This window comes from Alcanivorax sp. UBA3183 (assembly GCF_002364155.1).
Classification (GTDB): Bacteria; Pseudomonadota; Gammaproteobacteria; order Pseudomonadales; family Alcanivoracaceae; genus Alcanivorax; species Alcanivorax jadensis.
In genome coordinates, this window is record NZ_DEXN01000043.1 from 83718 (window position 1) to 100161 (window position 16444).

15 protein-coding genes are annotated in these 16444 nt (G+C 60.8%); 7 read left to right on the forward strand and 8 right to left on the reverse strand.

Annotation, left to right across the window (positions count from 1 at the left end; translation table 11 throughout):
- The first annotated feature begins 250 nt into the window (after positions 1-250).
- Positions 251-643 carry a hypothetical protein gene (locus B3Q33_RS13380; protein ID WP_035246135.1) on the forward strand — a complete coding sequence of 131 codons (393 nt, stop codon included), beginning with the start codon at positions 251-253 and terminating at the stop codon, positions 641-643.
- Positions 644-789: 146 nt separating this feature from the next.
- Here the strand turns inward: B3Q33_RS13380 and B3Q33_RS13385 are convergent, their stop codons facing one another.
- From B3Q33_RS13385 to B3Q33_RS13400, 4 genes are all read right to left on the reverse strand, one after another.
- Positions 790-1899, reverse strand: a complete 1110-nt coding sequence (locus B3Q33_RS13385; RefSeq protein ID WP_272962567.1) for a DUF1513 domain-containing protein — start codon at positions 1897-1899, stop codon at positions 790-792.
- A 209-nt stretch (positions 1900-2108) separates the two neighbouring features.
- Positions 2109-3131: an imelysin family protein gene (locus B3Q33_RS13390; RefSeq protein WP_273010155.1), complete on the reverse strand. Its 1023-nt coding sequence runs from the start codon at positions 3129-3131 to the stop codon at positions 2109-2111.
- Between the two features lie 28 nt (positions 3132-3159).
- Positions 3160-4554 carry a di-heme oxidoredictase family protein gene (locus tag B3Q33_RS13395; RefSeq protein ID WP_273010154.1) on the reverse strand — a complete coding sequence of 465 codons (1395 nt, stop codon included), beginning with the start codon at positions 4552-4554 and terminating at the stop codon, positions 3160-3162.
- 106 nt (positions 4555-4660) lie between these two features.
- Complete coding sequence (locus B3Q33_RS13400; RefSeq protein WP_286828032.1) at positions 4661-5941, reverse strand: imelysin family protein; 1281 nt, start codon at positions 5939-5941, stop codon at positions 4661-4663.
- 262 nt (positions 5942-6203) lie between these two features.
- Here B3Q33_RS13400 and nhaD point away from each other — a divergent pair, with 262 nt between their 5' ends.
- Positions 6204-7439, forward strand: a complete 1236-nt coding sequence (gene nhaD / locus B3Q33_RS13405; protein ID WP_035246130.1) for a sodium:proton antiporter NhaD — start codon at positions 6204-6206, stop codon at positions 7437-7439.
- A 222-nt stretch (positions 7440-7661) separates the two neighbouring features.
- Here the strand turns inward: nhaD and B3Q33_RS13410 are convergent, their stop codons facing one another.
- Positions 7662-8198: a hypothetical protein gene (locus B3Q33_RS13410; protein ID WP_286828033.1), complete on the reverse strand. Its 537-nt coding sequence runs from the start codon at positions 8196-8198 to the stop codon at positions 7662-7664.
- 170 nt (positions 8199-8368) lie between these two features.
- On the reverse strand, positions 8369-8650 hold the full coding sequence (locus B3Q33_RS13415) for a hypothetical protein (protein WP_232222023.1): 282 nt from the start codon (positions 8648-8650) through the stop codon (positions 8369-8371).
- A gap of 200 nt (positions 8651-8850) precedes the next feature.
- Between B3Q33_RS13415 and B3Q33_RS13420 the strand changes: the two genes are divergently transcribed.
- Positions 8851-9168, forward strand: a complete 318-nt coding sequence (locus B3Q33_RS13420; RefSeq protein WP_272997214.1) for a hypothetical protein — start codon at positions 8851-8853, stop codon at positions 9166-9168.
- Positions 9169-9192: 24 nt separating this feature from the next.
- Here the strand turns inward: B3Q33_RS13420 and B3Q33_RS13425 are convergent, their stop codons facing one another.
- The gene (locus B3Q33_RS13425) at positions 9193-9402 is read right to left on the reverse strand and encodes a serine protease (protein ID WP_272997212.1); all 210 of its coding nucleotides are present in this window, start codon (positions 9400-9402) and stop codon (positions 9193-9195) included.
- A 216-nt stretch (positions 9403-9618) separates the two neighbouring features.
- Here B3Q33_RS13425 and B3Q33_RS13430 point away from each other — a divergent pair, with 216 nt between their 5' ends.
- Genes B3Q33_RS13430 through B3Q33_RS13445 form a run of 4 tightly spaced genes read left to right on the forward strand, consistent with a single transcriptional unit; the run spans position 9619 to position 14069 of the window.
- Positions 9619-10395, forward strand: coding sequence for a DUF3348 family protein (locus B3Q33_RS13430; RefSeq protein WP_273010151.1), 777 nt, complete (start codon positions 9619-9621; stop codon positions 10393-10395).
- Positions 10392-12656 (forward strand): DUF802 domain-containing protein, encoded by a 2265-nt coding sequence (locus B3Q33_RS13435; RefSeq protein ID WP_273010150.1) that lies wholly within the window; start codon positions 10392-10394, stop codon positions 12654-12656. Before B3Q33_RS13430 ends, B3Q33_RS13435 begins: the two co-directional genes overlap by 4 nt.
- Positions 12656-13327: an OmpA family protein gene (locus B3Q33_RS13440; protein ID WP_272997207.1), complete on the forward strand. Its 672-nt coding sequence runs from the start codon at positions 12656-12658 to the stop codon at positions 13325-13327. Before B3Q33_RS13435 ends, B3Q33_RS13440 begins: the two co-directional genes overlap by 1 nt.
- The gene (locus B3Q33_RS13445) at positions 13320-14069 is read left to right on the forward strand and encodes a DUF2894 domain-containing protein (protein ID WP_273010149.1); all 750 of its coding nucleotides are present in this window, start codon (positions 13320-13322) and stop codon (positions 14067-14069) included. Before B3Q33_RS13440 ends, B3Q33_RS13445 begins: the two co-directional genes overlap by 8 nt.
- Before the next feature lie 125 nt (positions 14070-14194).
- On the opposite strand, the gene B3Q33_RS13450 is transcribed toward B3Q33_RS13445, so the two are convergent.
- The gene (locus tag B3Q33_RS13450) at positions 14195-16246 is read right to left on the reverse strand and encodes a BCCT family transporter (protein ID WP_273010148.1); all 2052 of its coding nucleotides are present in this window, start codon (positions 16244-16246) and stop codon (positions 14195-14197) included.
- Positions 16247-16444: the final 198 nt, after the last annotated feature.

Genomic DNA, 16444 nt, shown 5'->3' on the forward strand with positions numbered 1-16444 from the left:
CTTTCCTAGCGACAAAGCGCAGCGGATGTGCCCTTCAGGCCGCGCCCTCCGGGTCTTCCAGGCTGGCCCGCACTCGTTCGATGGGTGGACACACACCTTCGATATTGCGCCCCTCTTTACCTTGGCAGAGAGGGCGAGCCAGCCTGAAAGACTGAGCATGCAAGAAGCTCTTCAGAGGCTCCTTAATGGAACGACGATTCCCGGTTGAGGACACACCGGGCCAAACCGATGGACAGAAAAGGGGAAGATCATGAAATGGACCTTTGGCATTGCCGCACTGCTCGCCTCGCAATTTGCCGTAGCCGACTATTATTCCAGCCTTGACGACGACACCTGCTGGGATGGCCGCAACAGCCGCGGCGGCCCCTGCATGGAAGTGCACGACACAAAATGGAGCCAGTACACCGAGGGACGCTTTACCGTCACCTTCCGCAACACCTGCAACAACCGTATTTATGCCCGTTTCTGCAATGAGCGCGATAACGGTTCCGAAGATTGCGGCGCTTCCGGCATTTCAGCAGGCAACACCAAGAGCTGGTCTACCAGCAACGCCAATGGCCGCTATACCTATAACTGGATCGGGGTAGAAAAAGGCTCCAAGGACTGGGTCTGCTCCGGCAAGGTATCCAACTGGCACGATTGAAACAGACGATAGAACTTCGCCTTGCGAGCAAGGCTCCAACGGGGCACGGATGCTGGTCAGAAACCCGCTGTTGGAGCGTTGCTCGCAAAACGAAGAGTTTTACTCCCCTCCCGCCATCAATCTCTCTTGCTTGCTGAAGAAACCGATCACCCTAGCCAGAGATGGTTATCCCACCAGCCATCAGGCAGTGTCAGCCAGTGGCTTTGCACTGCACCGCCGGTGCAGTCGAAGTAACGGCATTTGCCCTGCCCGGAAGTCACCGCGAAACCACCGGGTACTGCACCAACTCCAGCACAGTCCGGCATGGGCGCATCCACCACGGTGGCGGCACTATCCAGATCCCAGATGAAAAAACGGTTGCCGCGCGGGGCGGTCATTGCCACCAGTCTTTTTTCGCTGTGGATGGCAATGCTGGCGGTGTACTGGTTCATTATCGCCAGTTGCGATTCACTCACCGGGAAAGGGTGATATGCCTCACCGGGGCGCTTGATGGCCAGTAATGGCACCTTGTCCCAGGCCGGGCCGTGGTATTGCTGGCCGGTGATCACGGTGCCGTCACTGGCCACGGCCAGATGCCGAATACTGTTTTTCTGCTGCGGCAGGGTTTCTTTACTGAGCAGCTCACCCTGGCGATCCATGATCACCAGGCTCGGCGCCATGGCCGGTAAATTCATTTCCTTCCGGCTGCCGCCTTCGGTACGAATACCGCCGTTACCAATCACCAGGGATTCGCCGTCCGGCAACCAGGCAAGTTGATGCGGGCCCACACCATGGCTGGACACCTCGCCGTCATGGATTAGCTGCAGACGGGTGCTATCCAGCCGATAGCGGCCCAGCACGCCGCGTCCCGGTTCACGGGTATCGTTTTCCGTGGCGTAAAGCCACCGGCCACTGTTGTGGAAGACAGCGTGACCGTAGAAATGCCGTTGCGGCTGGCTGTGCAGGGTCTGCAGAAGAGTGCCGTCACGCAGATCGACCAGGTAGCTTTCCCGGGACGGACGACGCCCCACAAACAAGGCAAGAGGCAGGAAAGGATGCCGGCAAATGTCGTGGCAACGCTCCGTCACCGGAGTCGCAAAAGCGCGCAGACCATCGAGAAAATAACCGACCGCATAATGCTGGCCAGCATCATCATTGCGGGCGGACAATAGCAGCGGCGATTGGCCTCGCCCGGACCAGACGGTCCAGCCGCCCAGGGCGGCGGTGCCGGCTACCGCCGCACCAACGCCCAGTAATTGTCGTCGTGTCAGTGGCATAACGGACTTCCCCAAAAATTGCTAAATCCTGCTGAAGAAGCACCCTTTGAGGTGCAAACCGCGCATCAGCGCGGCGGGAGCAATGCATGTTTACTGCAATGATGTCCGGGCGGCCTTATCCGTCTCTGAAACACCTGATCGCCCTGCGGACGATTTCCGCTGACGCGGTTCGCACCTCAAGCGGTGCTCCTACGCGGCTTCGTAGAAATCTAGTCGCCGTCGTTGGCGTTGAAGCCGATCTGGATGCCCAGGTGCCGGGCCAGATCGTCTTGCTGCAGCGTTTCCAGGGCATCCAGGTTCTGATACAGCGACTGCAACTGCGCCTGGCGGGTCGGGTCCTGCACCAGTTCCATCAACGGCGCCGGCAAGGCTTCCAACTGGTCACGGATTGTCTTGTAGGCCTGGTCGATATCAGCCACCAGTCCGGCATCCCCTACCAGGGAACGGACCCGCTCCCACACCGCCTGGGCGCCCGCCAGGGAGGCCTGCAGGTTTTCCGTGGAATGACGGCTGCGCCAGGCTTCCGCCTGATAGGGTTGCGGCACGCCGCTGTTGAGCCGGCCCATGGGCGTACCCAGCTTTTTCTTCAGGGTATCAACGCCGGTGACCTGAACACGCAGGATGCCACCCAGAGCCTCATCCGCATTGGCGTAACGCGCATTGGGGAAGCTCGTGAGCTTATCCAGCATTCCTTCGGGCTGCTGCCAAAGGGCAAGCACCTGATCAGACAAGGTCAACTGGTGACGGGCAATGCCCGTCAGCAACGGGCAGTAGCGGTCTCGGTTTTCAGTGACAGCCGTCTGCTCATCGAAGAGCATATATTCAAACGCCGTCAGCCCCTGTACCACCACACTGGCACCTTCCAGTTGCAGCTGGGTCAGATCGGTAAATTCGTCCAGCAAGTCCTCGGTCTGGCGCGCCACCATATTTCGCTTGTCCGGCCAGAACTGGACCTGCCAGCTACGATTGCCCTCGGACAATGGCCCGACCATCAAAGGCTGCAGGCGGGACCAGGCAGACTGGCTCTGGTGGAATGCCTGCTTCAGGCTGGCCAGTTCCTGATCGCCACTGCACCAGGCCCGGGTGCTGTCCAGCAGGGTCATGTTGCGACTTTGCCACTGTTGGTGCGCAGGCAGCAGCACCTGATCGGCCAGTTGCGTGGTGACCTGCTGGCGCGGATCACTGCAGGCAGCCAGCATCAGGGTGGTAATCAGCACTATCAGGCGTTGCATGGAAACCTCAGAATGAAAGCCAACAGGGTTACAGCGAATTCAGGAAAGCCAACAGCGCAGCGCGCTGCTCGGCGTCGAAGGTGAGCACCGTGTCCCGGGAGCCGGCGGCTTCGCCACCGTGCCAGAGAATCGCTTCCATCAGGTTACGGGCCCGACCGTCGTGGAGGAACTGGGTGTGCCCGTTCACCGCCTCAGTAAGGCCAATGCCCCATAGCGGCGGGGTACGCCATTCCTGCCCATTGGCCAGGAATTCCGGACGCCCATCGGCCAGACCCGGGCCGACATCATGAAGCAACAGGTCGGTATAGGGGCGGATGGTCTGGTTGGCCAGCTCCGGTTCTGCCGCATCGGCGCCGGTGGTAAAGCTGGGCACATGGCAGCCCTGACAGTTGGCCTGGTGGAATAACGATTTGCCTTTCAGTACCTGCGGGTCATCCACATTACGGCGGGCCGGGACCGCCAGATTGCGGGTATAAAACAGCACGCTGTCCATGATGCTGTCGCTGACTTCCACCTCGCCACCATTGGGCATAGCCAGGCAATCGGTCTGGCTGGGCGCGCAGGAATCCGTCGTTACCAGGTGACTATTGAGCCCCATGTCGTTGGCAAAGGCTTCCGCATTCTGCTGTCGCAGGCTGGGCTGACCGGCCTTCCAGCCGAACCGGCCCATGGCCGTGGTGCCTGTGGCACGATCCCAGACCCGGTTGGCGCGGCCGCTGATACCATCACCGTCCTCGTCATGGGGATCGGCGTGGGCCAGCAGATCGGCGTCGGGAATCGCTTCCAAAAAGCCCAGGCCGATCATCGGTGGCGCAACACGGGCGGAATACAGGGTAGCGGGGTGCATGTCCCCATAGGCCAGATCGGAAAACGCCAGACGCGGTTTGCGCAGTTCCACCTGGTGACCATCGGCAAAGGTCATCGTCTGCGGCTCATAGCTGACCCGCACCCGACCTTCCGGCGATAGCCCGGGGATGGCCGCATCCTGGAACTGGCCACCGTAGTTAGGCTCGGGCACCAGACCGCTGCGGCTCAGGTCATCGGTGGCACTGGCAGGCACCGACAGGCGTACCAGCATGGACACCGCCTGCTTGGCGTCCGGGGCCGGCGGATGGCCGCGACCATCCTTGATATGACAGTTCTGGCAGGCGTTGGTGTTGAACAGTGGGCCCAGGCCGTCCCGGGCATCGGTGGACGCCGGGGCAATCACCCAGGGATTGCGAAAGAAACTATTACCGACACTGAAATCCAGCCGCCGCGACGGCGACAGGTTGGCCAGCGGCAGGGAAAAAGCGTTCTGGTCGGTCTTGGTAACCGTGCCTTCGCCGGCCGACAGGTGCTCGCCGGGCTCCGCTTCGGTAAAGCTCGGACCCTGGTCGCAGGCGGTCAGCAGAATGGCCAGAGTCAGCAGGAGATAACGCAAGGTATGAATATCCTTCTATCTTGATAGCGCAGCCACAGGGGCCACGCATGCAGGCTCAGCAAGGGCAGCAACCCTTCGCTGCCCTGTCACTGTTAATCACGATTTTTCAGAAACTATGGTTGGCGGTGTCCGGATTCAGGGCCTGGATATCCAGTACCAGGGCCGCCTTTTCGATGCGGGTGGTCTGTTCCACCAGGGCATCAATGGCCCCGTTCACCGTGGCAGCACCCTCGGCATTGCCCGGCGCGATCAGTTGATCGAAATGCACGCCGCTGGCGGCACTGTCGACCAACGTCTGCAAGGCCGCCTCACTGGCGTTCAGATCGGCTTTCAGGGCCTCATCCAACTGCGGTTCGCTGGCAGCTACCAGATCACTGAGGGACGGGCCGCTGACGGTGTCACCGTTTACCCGCTGGTACTCCCCCAGATAGACATTCTCGATACCCTTGCCGTTATAGAAATGGGAAAAGTGAGTGTTGTCACTGAAGCAATCATGCTCGTCTTCCGGCGAATGGGCGGCCAGGGCCACCTTCATGCGCTCACCGGCCAGCTCGCCCAGGGACAGGCTGCCCATACCGAACAACATCTTGCGCAGGCCGTTTTCCACACTGTCTGCCGCCAGGTCGGCGCGATAGTTGTCCTGGTACGGCTGCCATTCAGCCACCATGGCTTCCAGATCACTGATCAACAGATCGGTCACCACGGTCAGGTAGTCGCGACGACGGTCGTTGTGGCCACCGGTGGCAGCCTCACCGGTAGCAAAATCCGTGGCCGGGCGTTCGCCGGCACCAGCATCGGTGCCATTCAGGTCCTGCCCCCAGAGCAGAAATTCGATGGCGTGATAGCCGGTGGCCACATTCACCTCGGACCCGCCCAGCTCGTTCAGGCTGGCCAGCAGATCGGCATCCAGCTCACTCAGATCCAGCTGCTGTTCGCCAATCTTCAATGACTGACTGGCAATGATATTGGCTCGGGCGCCCGGGTTACCCATCACCGCCTGATAATCGTCGGCCACGTAATCAATCAGGCCTTCATCCAGCGGCCAGGCATTTACCTGCCCCTCCCATTCATCCACCACGGCATTGCCGAAACGGAAGACTTCCGTCTGCATGTAAGGCACCCGGGCATCGCGCCAGGCCTGTCGGGCTGCTGCAAGAGTCTCTGCATTGGGTTGCGCCAGCAGGGCATCAATCTGCCCACGCAGTTCGCGAGCCTCGCTCAGGGCATCGCTGTAGGCAGCCAGCGCCAGGTCGGCATAGTGATTGATCACCAGCCGGGCACGGGCCTCGTCGTAGGCCGGTGCTGGCGTGGCAGCGGGTTCATCACTGCAGGCAGAGAGCAGCAGAGAGGCCAGCAACAGGCCCCCGGTAGAGACGCGGGACAGCATGGAATTCCTCGAATATCGTGTAACGGCAAGTGAACAGGCACCAGTCACAGGGGCACCCAAAAACTTCAAGACACAATAATGCGAATTATTCGCATTAATTTAAAGGGGCAAGGCAGCAAATTTGCTCTTTCATGGGGATTTTTTTCAGGCCCGGGGCGTTCACAGTAAATAAAGCGGGACTAGTGGTGAACCCAGTTCACAAAAGGCCTAGAATACCGCCGCCCTCACCCTCAACACCTCCCTGCCGTGAGAGAGGCCCGTCATGAGCACCGTTTTACTGATTTTGGTAGCACTGGGTTTTCTGTCCATCGTCGTCGAAGACATGGTCCACATCGACAAGGCCAAGACCACCCTGTTCTTCGGCTCCCTGGCCTGGCTGCTGTATTTTATCGCCCCGCCGGCCCATCTGAGCCACGACATCCTGATGGAACGGCTGGACGAAAACCTGCTGGATATCGCCACCCTGTGGCTGTTCCTGATGGCCGCCATGACCTTTGTGGCGTACCTGTCCGGCAAGGGCATTATCGACAGCATCGTCAACCGCCTGCTACCCACTCGCATCAGCGAACGCAAGCTGATGCTGCTCACCGGTCTGTTCGCGTTCCTGTTCTCCTCCCTGGCTGACAACATCACCGCCACCCTGGTGTGTATTGCCGTGCTGACGAACCTGAAGCTACCGGCGGAAAAGCTGCTGCGCTATGTGGTCCTGGTGGTGTTCTCGGTGAACGCAGGCGGTACTGCGCTGATCACCGGCGACGTGACCACGCTGATGATCTTTCTGGCGGACAAGGTGGAAATCCCCGACCTTCTCCTGCTCAGCCTGCCCGCCGCCGGCGCGGTTGCCGTACTGGCCGGCATGCTGTCGCTGGGGCTCAGCGGCGAGGTACAGATCCAGAAACAGGAAACCGTGATTGATCGAGGCGACAAGGTCATCGCGATACTGTTCTTCGCCACCATCCTCGGCACTATCGGTGCCAATGTGGCCTTTGGCATTCCGCCGGTGCTGTGCTTCCTGTTCGGGCTGTCACTGATGTTTCTGGTAGTGCAGTTCCTCAACAAGGACGAACCGGTGCTGGAATACATCCGCAAGATCGAGTTCGACACCCTGCTGTTTTTCCTCGGGGTACTACTGCTGGTGGGGATGCTCAAGGAGCTGGGCATGCTGGCCTACTTCCCGGCCCTGTACGATGTGATGCCCCCGGTAGCCGCCAACTTCCTGGTGGGGATCGCCTCGGCCCTGTTCGACAACGTGCCACTGACCGCGGCCCTGCTCAATTCCGGTATCGACATGACCCTGCCGGAATGGCTGTCACTGACCTATTCGGTGGGCGTGGGCGGCTCCCTGCTGATCATCGGCTCCGCCGCCGGGGTGATCGCCATGAGCAAGGTGGAAGTGCTGACCTTCGTCAGCTACCTGCGCTATTTCCTCTACCTGTTGGTGGCCTACAGCGTGGGCTTTGTGGCGGTGCTGGGGCTGGGGCAGTTGCTGGTGATGTAGGGGAGTCGATTTTTACCACAGAGGGCACAGAGCTCACTGAGGAAAAACCATCACCTTTGCTTTTGTATAGGGTGGATTAGCCGCAGACGTAATCCACAAGAAACGCGCAATCCGTGGGTAACGCCTGCGGCTAACCCACCCTACATATACCCCGGAGAAACGGTTTTCCTCAGTGAGCTCTGTGCCCTCGGTGGTGAAAAAACGCTTTTGTCTTTAAGGCCTTTAACTCCAAACCCCGTCCAGCTTGAGCTGGTTTTTCAGTTTTCGCCAACGGGGTTCCGCCACCTGCGGGCGGGGCTTGAGAAACCGCAGTGGCAGCCATTGCTGCTGCGGTAGCTTATCCGCCCATTGCTCACCGGGCAGCATGGCATCCACTTCATAGCGCAAGCCCTGATGGTGATATTCGAAGGTCATCAGCCACAAAGTTTCTTCCCCGTCTTCGGGCTGGTTATATTGCTGAACCCCCACCACCCGGCCATCGATATTAATGCCGTATTCTTTCAACAGGGCACGCTCGTAGTAATAACCCACGCTGCTGTAAGTGGTAACAAACGCCATGATCAACACGCCGAAGCCGATCAACGCAAACAACGACGCAAACAACAACAACCCCCAGTCTCCCGGGGAGTGCGCCCACACCAGCAGGCCCACACCCACGGACGCGAATGCCAGCCCCATAAAAAAGAGAATGCAGAAAAAACCCAGATGTTTGCGCAGGGATTGCAGCAGCAGCACGCCACTAAGTGGTTTGAGAGTCATCACAACACCGTCCGTCCATGGAGGGCGCAAGAATAGCGGGGAACATCAGCCAGCAAAAGTCAAAGGTTCAGTCCTTCACCTCCGGCTAATCACCTGCCCACAACAGCGAGTGAAAAGATTCCTGTGGCACGCCGGGCAAGCACGGCAGTAGCAAAACAGCAATCCGGCAATCAGTTAGCGCCGTAAAGATCCTTGTCCAGATCCATCAGGTCGCGATCCAGTTGCTGCCAGTTGCCCTGGCCATCCGCATCCATGTCGGCCAGTTCATGGTATTCATCAATGCGCTGCTGCAAATCGGTGAGCACATCCTGCAGGGCCAGCTGGTGACGTTCCGCTTCGGTACTGGAATCACCACTGGAACCGACGCCCCGGGCCTCCAGTTGCTCCAGTTCTGTTTCCAGTTCATCCAGCTTGCCCTTGATATCGGCCAGCATCTGTTTTGCATTTTCCACGGTATGACTCCTTGCAAGTCTCTGCATGAATCCGCTTCCAGATTGGCCCCATTGTTCCGCCCTGGTCAAGGCGATGCGTGGTAACGGTTTATTACGTCGGCCAATCGGTCACCCAGGCCGCCTGAAATCTGGCCGTAACCCGTGGATTCCGTTACATTGCCAAGAGCATTCCACTCACCCATGGGCGTTGCGGACCAATAATGAAGAAAAACGTTGAACGGGCAGAACTGCTCAAAGACATGATTCAGGAAGCCATTGAAGACGGCGCCACCACCGTGGAAGAGGTGCACCAGCACATCGCCGGGCTGCCCTTCGACGCGCTGGAAAAGCTTGGACTGTTCGAAGAAAAGGCCGGCAACCTGAGAGACAAACAGCGTAAAACCATCGGCTTGGTGTACGACACCATTCGCAAGGTCAATCAGGAAGTGGGCTCGCTGATTTCCGAACAATTTGCCGCCCTGGAAGACGCCCGCACCGCCTCGCGCAACATGGACAGCAACGACCCGCAGGACGACTGACATCGTCTTGTCTCAGGGTTGCAACTAACCGCTGCAGTACTCGTCAAAGGCCGCCTGGCTTCGCTCAAAGCCCTGCTCTTGTGCCAACTCCCAGGGCCGTTCACAGCTGTCGTTGGCGGGGCACCACTGATACCCCGCAGACCCCAGGCAGCCATATTTGTCCCGGTCGCTACTCGGCATGGGCTGGCAACCGGCGAGAAACAGCATCGCCGCTATTATCAGTGTTTTTTCCATGTCCGGTTTCTCCTTTGGCCGACAGGCTCCGATAGCGAATTGCTCCCCCCCTTTCACCCTGCGGGCAGCTCGCCACGGAACCTGAACCTATTTCACCACCCCAACCCCGTCATCGCCAGCAGCGCGCAACCGACAGACGCATTATCATCCCCGCCCTTTCCCGATTAGAATGGCCGGCTCGCTCCAGAACGCCCTGCAGTATGGATAACCAAGAGTATGCATAGGACGCACACACCCGCACCATCCGGCCCCGCCGGCAGCCGTCTGGTGACGCTGCTGACGCAGCTGGATCGCAAGGCAGCCCGGGATAGCCACGGGGACTTTGCCGAGCGCCTGGGACGGCTGTTCGATCTGTCCGATGCCATCTCTCTGGACGGCGCCAATCAATACCGCCCCAAAGGCCCCTTCGAGGCCAGGCCGGACGCCACCGAGCGCCTGCAGGCGGACCTGCTGAAGACCCGCGACACCCTGCTGGCCCACCTGAGCCGCAGCTTTGCCGGAGAAAAGGCCGCCTCGGTGATTCCCCTGCCGCCGCTCAAGGGCGACGCCCAGGCCGACAAGCGCCCCACCTTTGGCGCCTACGAACGCTTTTATCAGGCCCATCAACGGCAGATGATTGCCGGGCTCAGCAACCTGCGCCAGCGGTCCCGCCGTCTCCTCATCGGCCACAGCCAGGCCATGGCCCGGCTGGCGGAACTGGATGCGGTGTTTGAACAAAGCCTGAGCGGCTACGTGCGCCACTGCTTCGGCGCCCTGCCCGGCTTTCTGGAAAAACGCTATCGCACCCTCTGGGACACCCGTGATCCCTTTCATACCGTCGAGGACTGGCTCACCCCACAGGGGTGGCTGAGCCAGTTCCGGCGTGAACTGCAACTGCTGTTACTTGCCGAGCTGGACGCCCGCCAGGAACCCATACTCGGCCTGCTGGACGCCCTTGTCGCCGATGCGACGGGCAACCAGTCCACCCATAACGAGGTAAGCAAGACCGTATGAGACGCTTTCTTTTTGCTGTCCCCTTTCTCCTCGGCGCCATTGCCGTGGTCTGGATCGCCGCCACCTTTCTGAGCAACCCGGTGGCCCTGACCGTGACCCTGATCATCGCCGCCGCCTATACCCTGGGCTTTGCCGAGTTGGTGCGCTTTCGCCGCACCACCGCCACCCTGGACCGGCAGCTCGATGACCTGCCGGAAAGCCGCGATGGCCTGACTCACTGGCTCAAGGCCCTGCCCGGCAGCCTGCGCCACGCGGTACACCGCCGCATCGATGGCCACCCGGCGCCCCTGCCCGGCCCCCAGCTGACCCCCTACCTCACCGGCCTGCTGGTGATGCTGGGCCTGCTGGGCACCTTCGTGGGCATGATCGTCACCCTGCAAGGGGCCGCCACCGCCCTGGATGGCAGCAGCGAACTCACCGCCATCCGCAGCGCCCTGGCCGCCCCCATCGCCGGGCTCAGCCTGGCCTTCGGCACCTCCATTGCCGGTGTGGCCGCCTCTGCCATGCTGGGCCTCAGCGCCGCCCTGTGCCGCCGCGACCGCATGACCGTATCGCGCAAGCTGGACGACCGGGTGGACCTGGAACTGCATGCCTTCTCCCTGGATCACCAGCGCCAGTCCGCCTACACCGCCCTGCAGGATCAATCCCGCATCTTCCCGGAGCTGGTCAGCGCCCTGCAGGGGCTCACCGGGCGCATGGAACAGATGGGCGAACAGCTCAGCGAGTCCCTGACCCGCAACCAGCAGGATTTCCACCACACCCTCACCGACCAGTACCGCACCCTGGCGGATTCCGTCAGCCAGTCGCTGAAGGAAACCCTGGCGGACAGCAGCCGCCTGGCGGTGGAAAACATCCAGCCGATCATGAAGCAATCCCTGGCCGACCTCAGCCAGCAGGTGCAGGGCACCCACGAAACGCTCAACGCCATCACCGAAAAGCAGCTTGCCACCCTCACCGAACGGTTCCACCAGACCACCGAATCCGCTGCCCAACACTGGCAGCAGGGGCTTGAGCAGCATCAGCAGACCAGCGCCCGCCTGGTCAGCGATATCAGCACCTCCCTGGCCGCTCATCACGATCAGTTCCGGGACAACAGCAGCCAGCTGCTCGAACAGATGCGCAGCACCCAGGCAGAGCTGGGCAACGCCAGCGAACAGCAACTAGCCGCCATCGCCGAGCAATTCCGCAGCGCCAGCGAGCAGGCCCTGCAACAGTGGCAACAGGGCCTGGCCGAGCAGAAGGACACCGGCCACAGCCTGCTGCAGGAAGTGCGCGAGACCCAGCAGCAACTGGCCCGCACCAGCGAAGAGCAGCTCACCGCCGTCACCGGCCAATTCCGTGAAGTCAGCGATCAGGCCGCCGCCCAGTGGCGCGACGGCATCGACGCGCAGCAGGCCTCCGGCACCACCCTGATCAGCGAACTGCGCAGCGCCCTGAGCGAGCACAACAGCCATTTCCAGGACAGCGCCACCGGCCTGCTGGACGGCCAGAAAACCGGCCTGGAGACCCTGGTGGCCACCGTGCGCGAGGAACTGATTGCCCTGCGTGACGCAGAAGCCGGCCGCAGCGAGGCCGCCAGTGAGCGGCTGGCACAGCTGGAAGGTACCGTCAGCGAGCACCTGGGCCGACTGGGCACCGCCTTGGAAGCGCCCATGACCCGCCTGATCGAGACTGCTTCGGAAACCCCGAAAGCGGCGGCGGAAGTGATTAGCCGCCTGCGCGAGGAAATGACCCGCAGCAGCGAACGGGACAACGAACTGCTGGAAGAGCGCCGCCGCATCATGGCCGAGCTGGACACCCTGCTCAGCGGCCAGCGCGATGCGGCTGGCGCCCAACGGGATGCCATCGAAACCCTGATCACCACCGCCAGCGACACCCTGACCCAGGTCAGCGATACCTTCGCCCAACAGGTCAGCGCCCAGAGCGAGCAGCTCGACCAGGTGGCCGGCGATGTGTCCGGTAGCGCCGCTGAAGTGGCCAGCCTCAGCGATGCCTTCGCCACCGCCGTGCAGGTGTTCAGCGACGCCAACGACAAGCTGCTGGACAACCTGCAACAGGTGGAAAGCCGTCTGGAGCAGTCCTCCGCCCGGGCCGACGAACAGCTCAACTACTACGTGGAGCAGGCCCGCGAGGTAATCGAACTGAGCATGGCCTCGCAGAAGGAAGTGATCGACGCCCTCGGTACGCTCAATAACGCCAACAGCGGCGCCAACGGCAGCGACACCCACAGCGAAGAACGCCCGACCAGCGAGGTCAACTGATGGACGATCTTCACGACAGCGACAGCTCATCCGTCTGGGCCATCTTCTCGGACCTGATGGCTGCCCTGGTGGGCATTCTGGTGCTGGTGCTGGTGTGGGTCATCGGCATTCAGCTGGAGCTGAGCCAGTCACTGGAAGAGGAAAAGGCCCGGCGGGTGGCCGAAGAGCAGCGCCGCCAGGCCCTGGAAGAGGCGCTGGCCGATCCCCTGGCCAGTGGCCGGGTCACCTTCCGCGATGGCCGCATCGGCATCAGCGGCAGCGTGTTGTTCCAGCTCAACTCGGACCAGCTACAGCCGGAGGGCGAGGAACTGCTGCGCGATCTGGCCAAGCCGCTGCAGGTGTTTCTGGATCAGCACGACGAACTGTTGATGGTCAGCGGCTTCACCGATGATCTGCCGATCCAGCGCGGCAACCGCCGCTACCAGGACAACTGGGGCCTGTCTGCCCAGCGGGCGCTCACCGTAACGCGCACCCTGATCAACCAGGGCATGCCCGCCGACCAGGTGTTCGCCGCCGCCTTCGGCCCCCACCAGCCGGTGGTGCCCAACGACAGCGATACCACCCGGGCCCAGAACCGCCGGGTAGAACTGACCACCGTGCCCCGCCAGGGCGCCAAGGTCAGTACCGCCCAGCATGCCAGCCAGGCAGAAGGAGCCGACGGCAATGGCTGATGCTCCTAGCCTCAACACTCCCTCGCTCAGTGCCATGACCGAACAGCTGGCGAGCCTGCGCGATCAGGGCGCAGCCCGCTTTGCCCCGGTTCGCTTTCGCTACCTGGAAGCCCAGGCCGAGCGTCTTGGCACCCTGACACGTGTCAGCCCCACGCCGCTGACACGGCTGGCCACAGCGCTGGAAGAGTTTCAGCAAGCGTTTCAGGCCGAGAGTGCCCGGGTGGATGCGCAACTGGCCGAGGAGGCGCTGAGTAAGCCCGTGGCCGCCATGCGGGAGAAAGGGGATCTGAAAGCACTGCTGCGCCATCTGCGCGCCCGTCAACGGCAGCAAGACCCTTCTGCGTTTGCCGCCCTGCACGCCTGCTATGCCAACCAGACACCCCAGGAAGACGACGACCACAGAGACCCGATGACCGCCCTGCTACGCCAGCAGGAACAAAGCGTACTGGCCCGGCACGGCATCACTACTCCGGCAACGCCGACAGACAATAGCGGCCCACGGGAGCTGAAAGCCCTGCGTCAGGTCCGCGCCACACAGCAAAGTCAGCGCAAACGCCAACGCATCGCTCAGGCTATCCATCAGACCCCCAGCGACGCCGGCCCGCTCAATTCCCACCGTCTGGTCACAAGCGCCCTGGAAACCCTGCGCGATCTTTCCCCCGCCTACCTGGATCACCTGGTCACCCAGGTGGATACCCTGATGTGGCTGGAGAAACTGGCCAAGCAGCGGCGTCCCTCCTGACCGCCGCTCACGCGTCTATTCAAACCACCGTAGGAGCCATGCTCGCATGGCGAACCCGAACACCTTTCGCCATGCAAGCATAGCCCCTACAAAACTGCCGGCCTTCTTTACCGACAGTATCAGACTTACCGATCTTCTTTCCCTTCATCCTCCGGCGGATGCAGCAGGTCATCGTGCTCACCCATTTCCCAGGGCAGTTTGCCCGGAGTGAGATCCAGGAAATGCAGGTAGTTTTCGAACTGGTCGAGAATATCGCGAATGATGTCATCCTCGTCATAACCGAACACATCATAGGAACGGCCACCGCGACGCAGGAACACTTCCGCCCGGTAATAGTTTTCCTCTTTCATCACCGTGGAAGCGCCCCCGGCCGTTACGAAGCCGGGCACCGGCTGGCTGACCAGGCGGATGTCATAGACAAAGCCCACATGCCCTTCACGTTCCACCTGCAGTTCGGCACGGATCAGGCTCTCATCGAACACCACCCTGGCATCCCAGCCGGACTCCTTCATCTCTTTGACCACCTTTTCCATGCTCTGCATGGCTTTACCGCGAATGAAGCTTTCCACATTGTCGCGGCCAGGGAAGTCCATCATGCCTTTCAGACGATGGCGCCACTGGGAACCGGTCAGGTGACGGCGCGTCGCCATATGCATTTGCAAGCTGGTTTCGCGATGCCCCTCAATCACCAACGCCCGCCACATGCCCACGGCAGCCAGAATAATAATGATGGCAAAGGGCAAGGCGCTGGCAATGGTCATGGTCTGCAGCGCCTGCAAGCCACCAGCCAGCAACAACACCGACGCAATGGTCCCCTCCAGCACCGCCCAGAAAATCCGCTGCCAGGCCGGCGTGTTCAGCACCCCGCCGGAAGCCAGCGAGTCCACTACCAGGGAGCCGGAATCCGAAGACGTCACAAAGAAGGTGATAATCAACAGCACCGCCAGAAAGGAAATAAACGACGACAATGGCAGTTCATCAAACAACTTGAACAGGGCCACTGCCTTGTCGGTCTGCACATCTCCGACCAGGGTGGTCACCCCCTCATTCATGATCATGTTCAGCGCGGTATCGCCAAATACGGAGAACCACAGGAAGGTGAACAGGGACGGCACCAGCATCACCCCCACCACAAACTCGCGGATAGTACGGCCACGACTGATCTTGGCAATAAACAGCCCGACAAAGGGCGCCCAGGCGATGGTCCAGCCGAAGATAAACAGGGTCCAGTTACCGATCCAGTCGCTGTGGGTATAGGCCTGCAGGTTGAAGGTACGCTCGACAATGCCGCTTAAGTAGCTGCCCGTGTTCTGCAGAAAACTTTCCAGAATATGAATCGTCGGCCCCACCACAAACACAAACGCCATCAGGGCCACGGCCAACACCATGTTCAGAATCGACAGGCGCTTCACACCCTTGTCCATCCCTGCCACCACAGACACGGTGGCCAGTGCGGTGACAATGGCAATGGCAGTGATCTGCACCCAGGTGGCCACCGGCACACCCCACAGATAGTTCAGCCCCGCGTTGATCTGTGCGGCGGACAAACCCAGGGTGGTGGCGATACCGAACATGGTGCCAAGAATCGCAAACACATCGATGGCATGACCGATCGGCCCGTAAATTCGTTCACCAATCAGGGGGTAGAACGCCGAGCGCATGGACAACGGCAAACCATGACGAAAGGCAAAGTACGCCATCACCAGACCCACCAGGCCGTAAATCGCCCAGATATGAAAACCCCAGTGGAAAAAGGCAATCTGCATGGCCTGCTTGGCCGCATCCACGGTTTCTGCAGCCCCGGCCGGGGGCTCCGCATAATGCAACACCGGCTCCGCCACCCCGAAGAACAGCAAGGCGATGCCGTAACCGGCGGAAAACAGCATGGCGAACCATTCCGGGAATGAATACTCCGCCTCGCAATGATCCGGCCCCAGCTTGATATTGCCCCAGCGGCTCATCGCCACACCGACGATAAAGATCAGGAACAGCGCCACCGACAGCATGTAAAACCAGCCGAAATTCGAGGTGATCCAGGCCTGCGCCGCGTTAAAGGCTTCGCCAGCCCGTTCCGGATCACTGATGGTGCCGATAATCAGCAGAAGCGATACCACCACAGCCGGAATAAAAACCGGAAGCAGAATCGTCGAGGTGGGGAGGGTGCGTTTTTCCGTCATAGCATTTCATCCATGATGACAGGGTTGGCGATTAGAGGATGCGTACCGCAACTCTCCGGAACTGGCAACGACCTCATGCTAGCAAAGATCGGCCCAACGTTTTTTTAAATCCTGTTATTTATGAAACCGGCATTCAGATCAACGGTGCAGCATGCCATCGCTTACCATTCACCGTAGGAGCGGCGCTTGAGCCGCGAA

What these genes read in the sequence shown, in the direction of transcription:
- B3Q33_RS13380 (WP_035246135.1), top strand. Translation starts at nt 251, where the DNA reads ATGAAATGGACCTTTGGCATTGCCGCACTGCTCGCCTCGCAATTTGCC.
- B3Q33_RS13385 (WP_272962567.1), bottom strand. Translation starts at nt 1,899, where the DNA reads ATGCCACTGACACGACGACAATTACTGGGCGTTGGTGCGGCGGTAGCC.
- B3Q33_RS13390 (WP_273010155.1), bottom strand. Translation starts at nt 3,131, where the DNA reads ATGCAACGCCTGATAGTGCTGATTACCACCCTGATGCTGGCTGCCTGC.
- B3Q33_RS13400 (WP_286828032.1), bottom strand. Translation starts at nt 5,941, where the DNA reads ATGCTGTCCCGCGTCTCTACCGGGGGCCTGTTGCTGGCCTCTCTGCTG.
- nhaD (WP_035246130.1), top strand. Translation starts at nt 6,204, where the DNA reads ATGAGCACCGTTTTACTGATTTTGGTAGCACTGGGTTTTCTGTCCATC.
- B3Q33_RS13410 (WP_286828033.1), bottom strand. Translation starts at nt 8,198, where the DNA reads ATGACTCTCAAACCACTTAGTGGCGTGCTGCTGCTGCAATCCCTGCGC.
- B3Q33_RS13420 (WP_272997214.1), top strand. Translation starts at nt 8,851, where the DNA reads ATGAAGAAAAACGTTGAACGGGCAGAACTGCTCAAAGACATGATTCAG.
- B3Q33_RS13425 (WP_272997212.1), bottom strand. Translation starts at nt 9,402, where the DNA reads ATGGAAAAAACACTGATAATAGCGGCGATGCTGTTTCTCGCCGGTTGC.
- B3Q33_RS13430 (WP_273010151.1), top strand. Translation starts at nt 9,619, where the DNA reads ATGCATAGGACGCACACACCCGCACCATCCGGCCCCGCCGGCAGCCGT.
- B3Q33_RS13435 (WP_273010150.1), top strand. Translation starts at nt 10,392, where the DNA reads ATGAGACGCTTTCTTTTTGCTGTCCCCTTTCTCCTCGGCGCCATTGCC.
- B3Q33_RS13440 (WP_272997207.1), top strand. Translation starts at nt 12,656, where the DNA reads ATGGACGATCTTCACGACAGCGACAGCTCATCCGTCTGGGCCATCTTC.
- B3Q33_RS13445 (WP_273010149.1), top strand. Translation starts at nt 13,320, where the DNA reads ATGGCTGATGCTCCTAGCCTCAACACTCCCTCGCTCAGTGCCATGACC.
- B3Q33_RS13450 (WP_273010148.1), bottom strand. Translation starts at nt 16,246, where the DNA reads ATGACGGAAAAACGCACCCTCCCCACCTCGACGATTCTGCTTCCGGTT.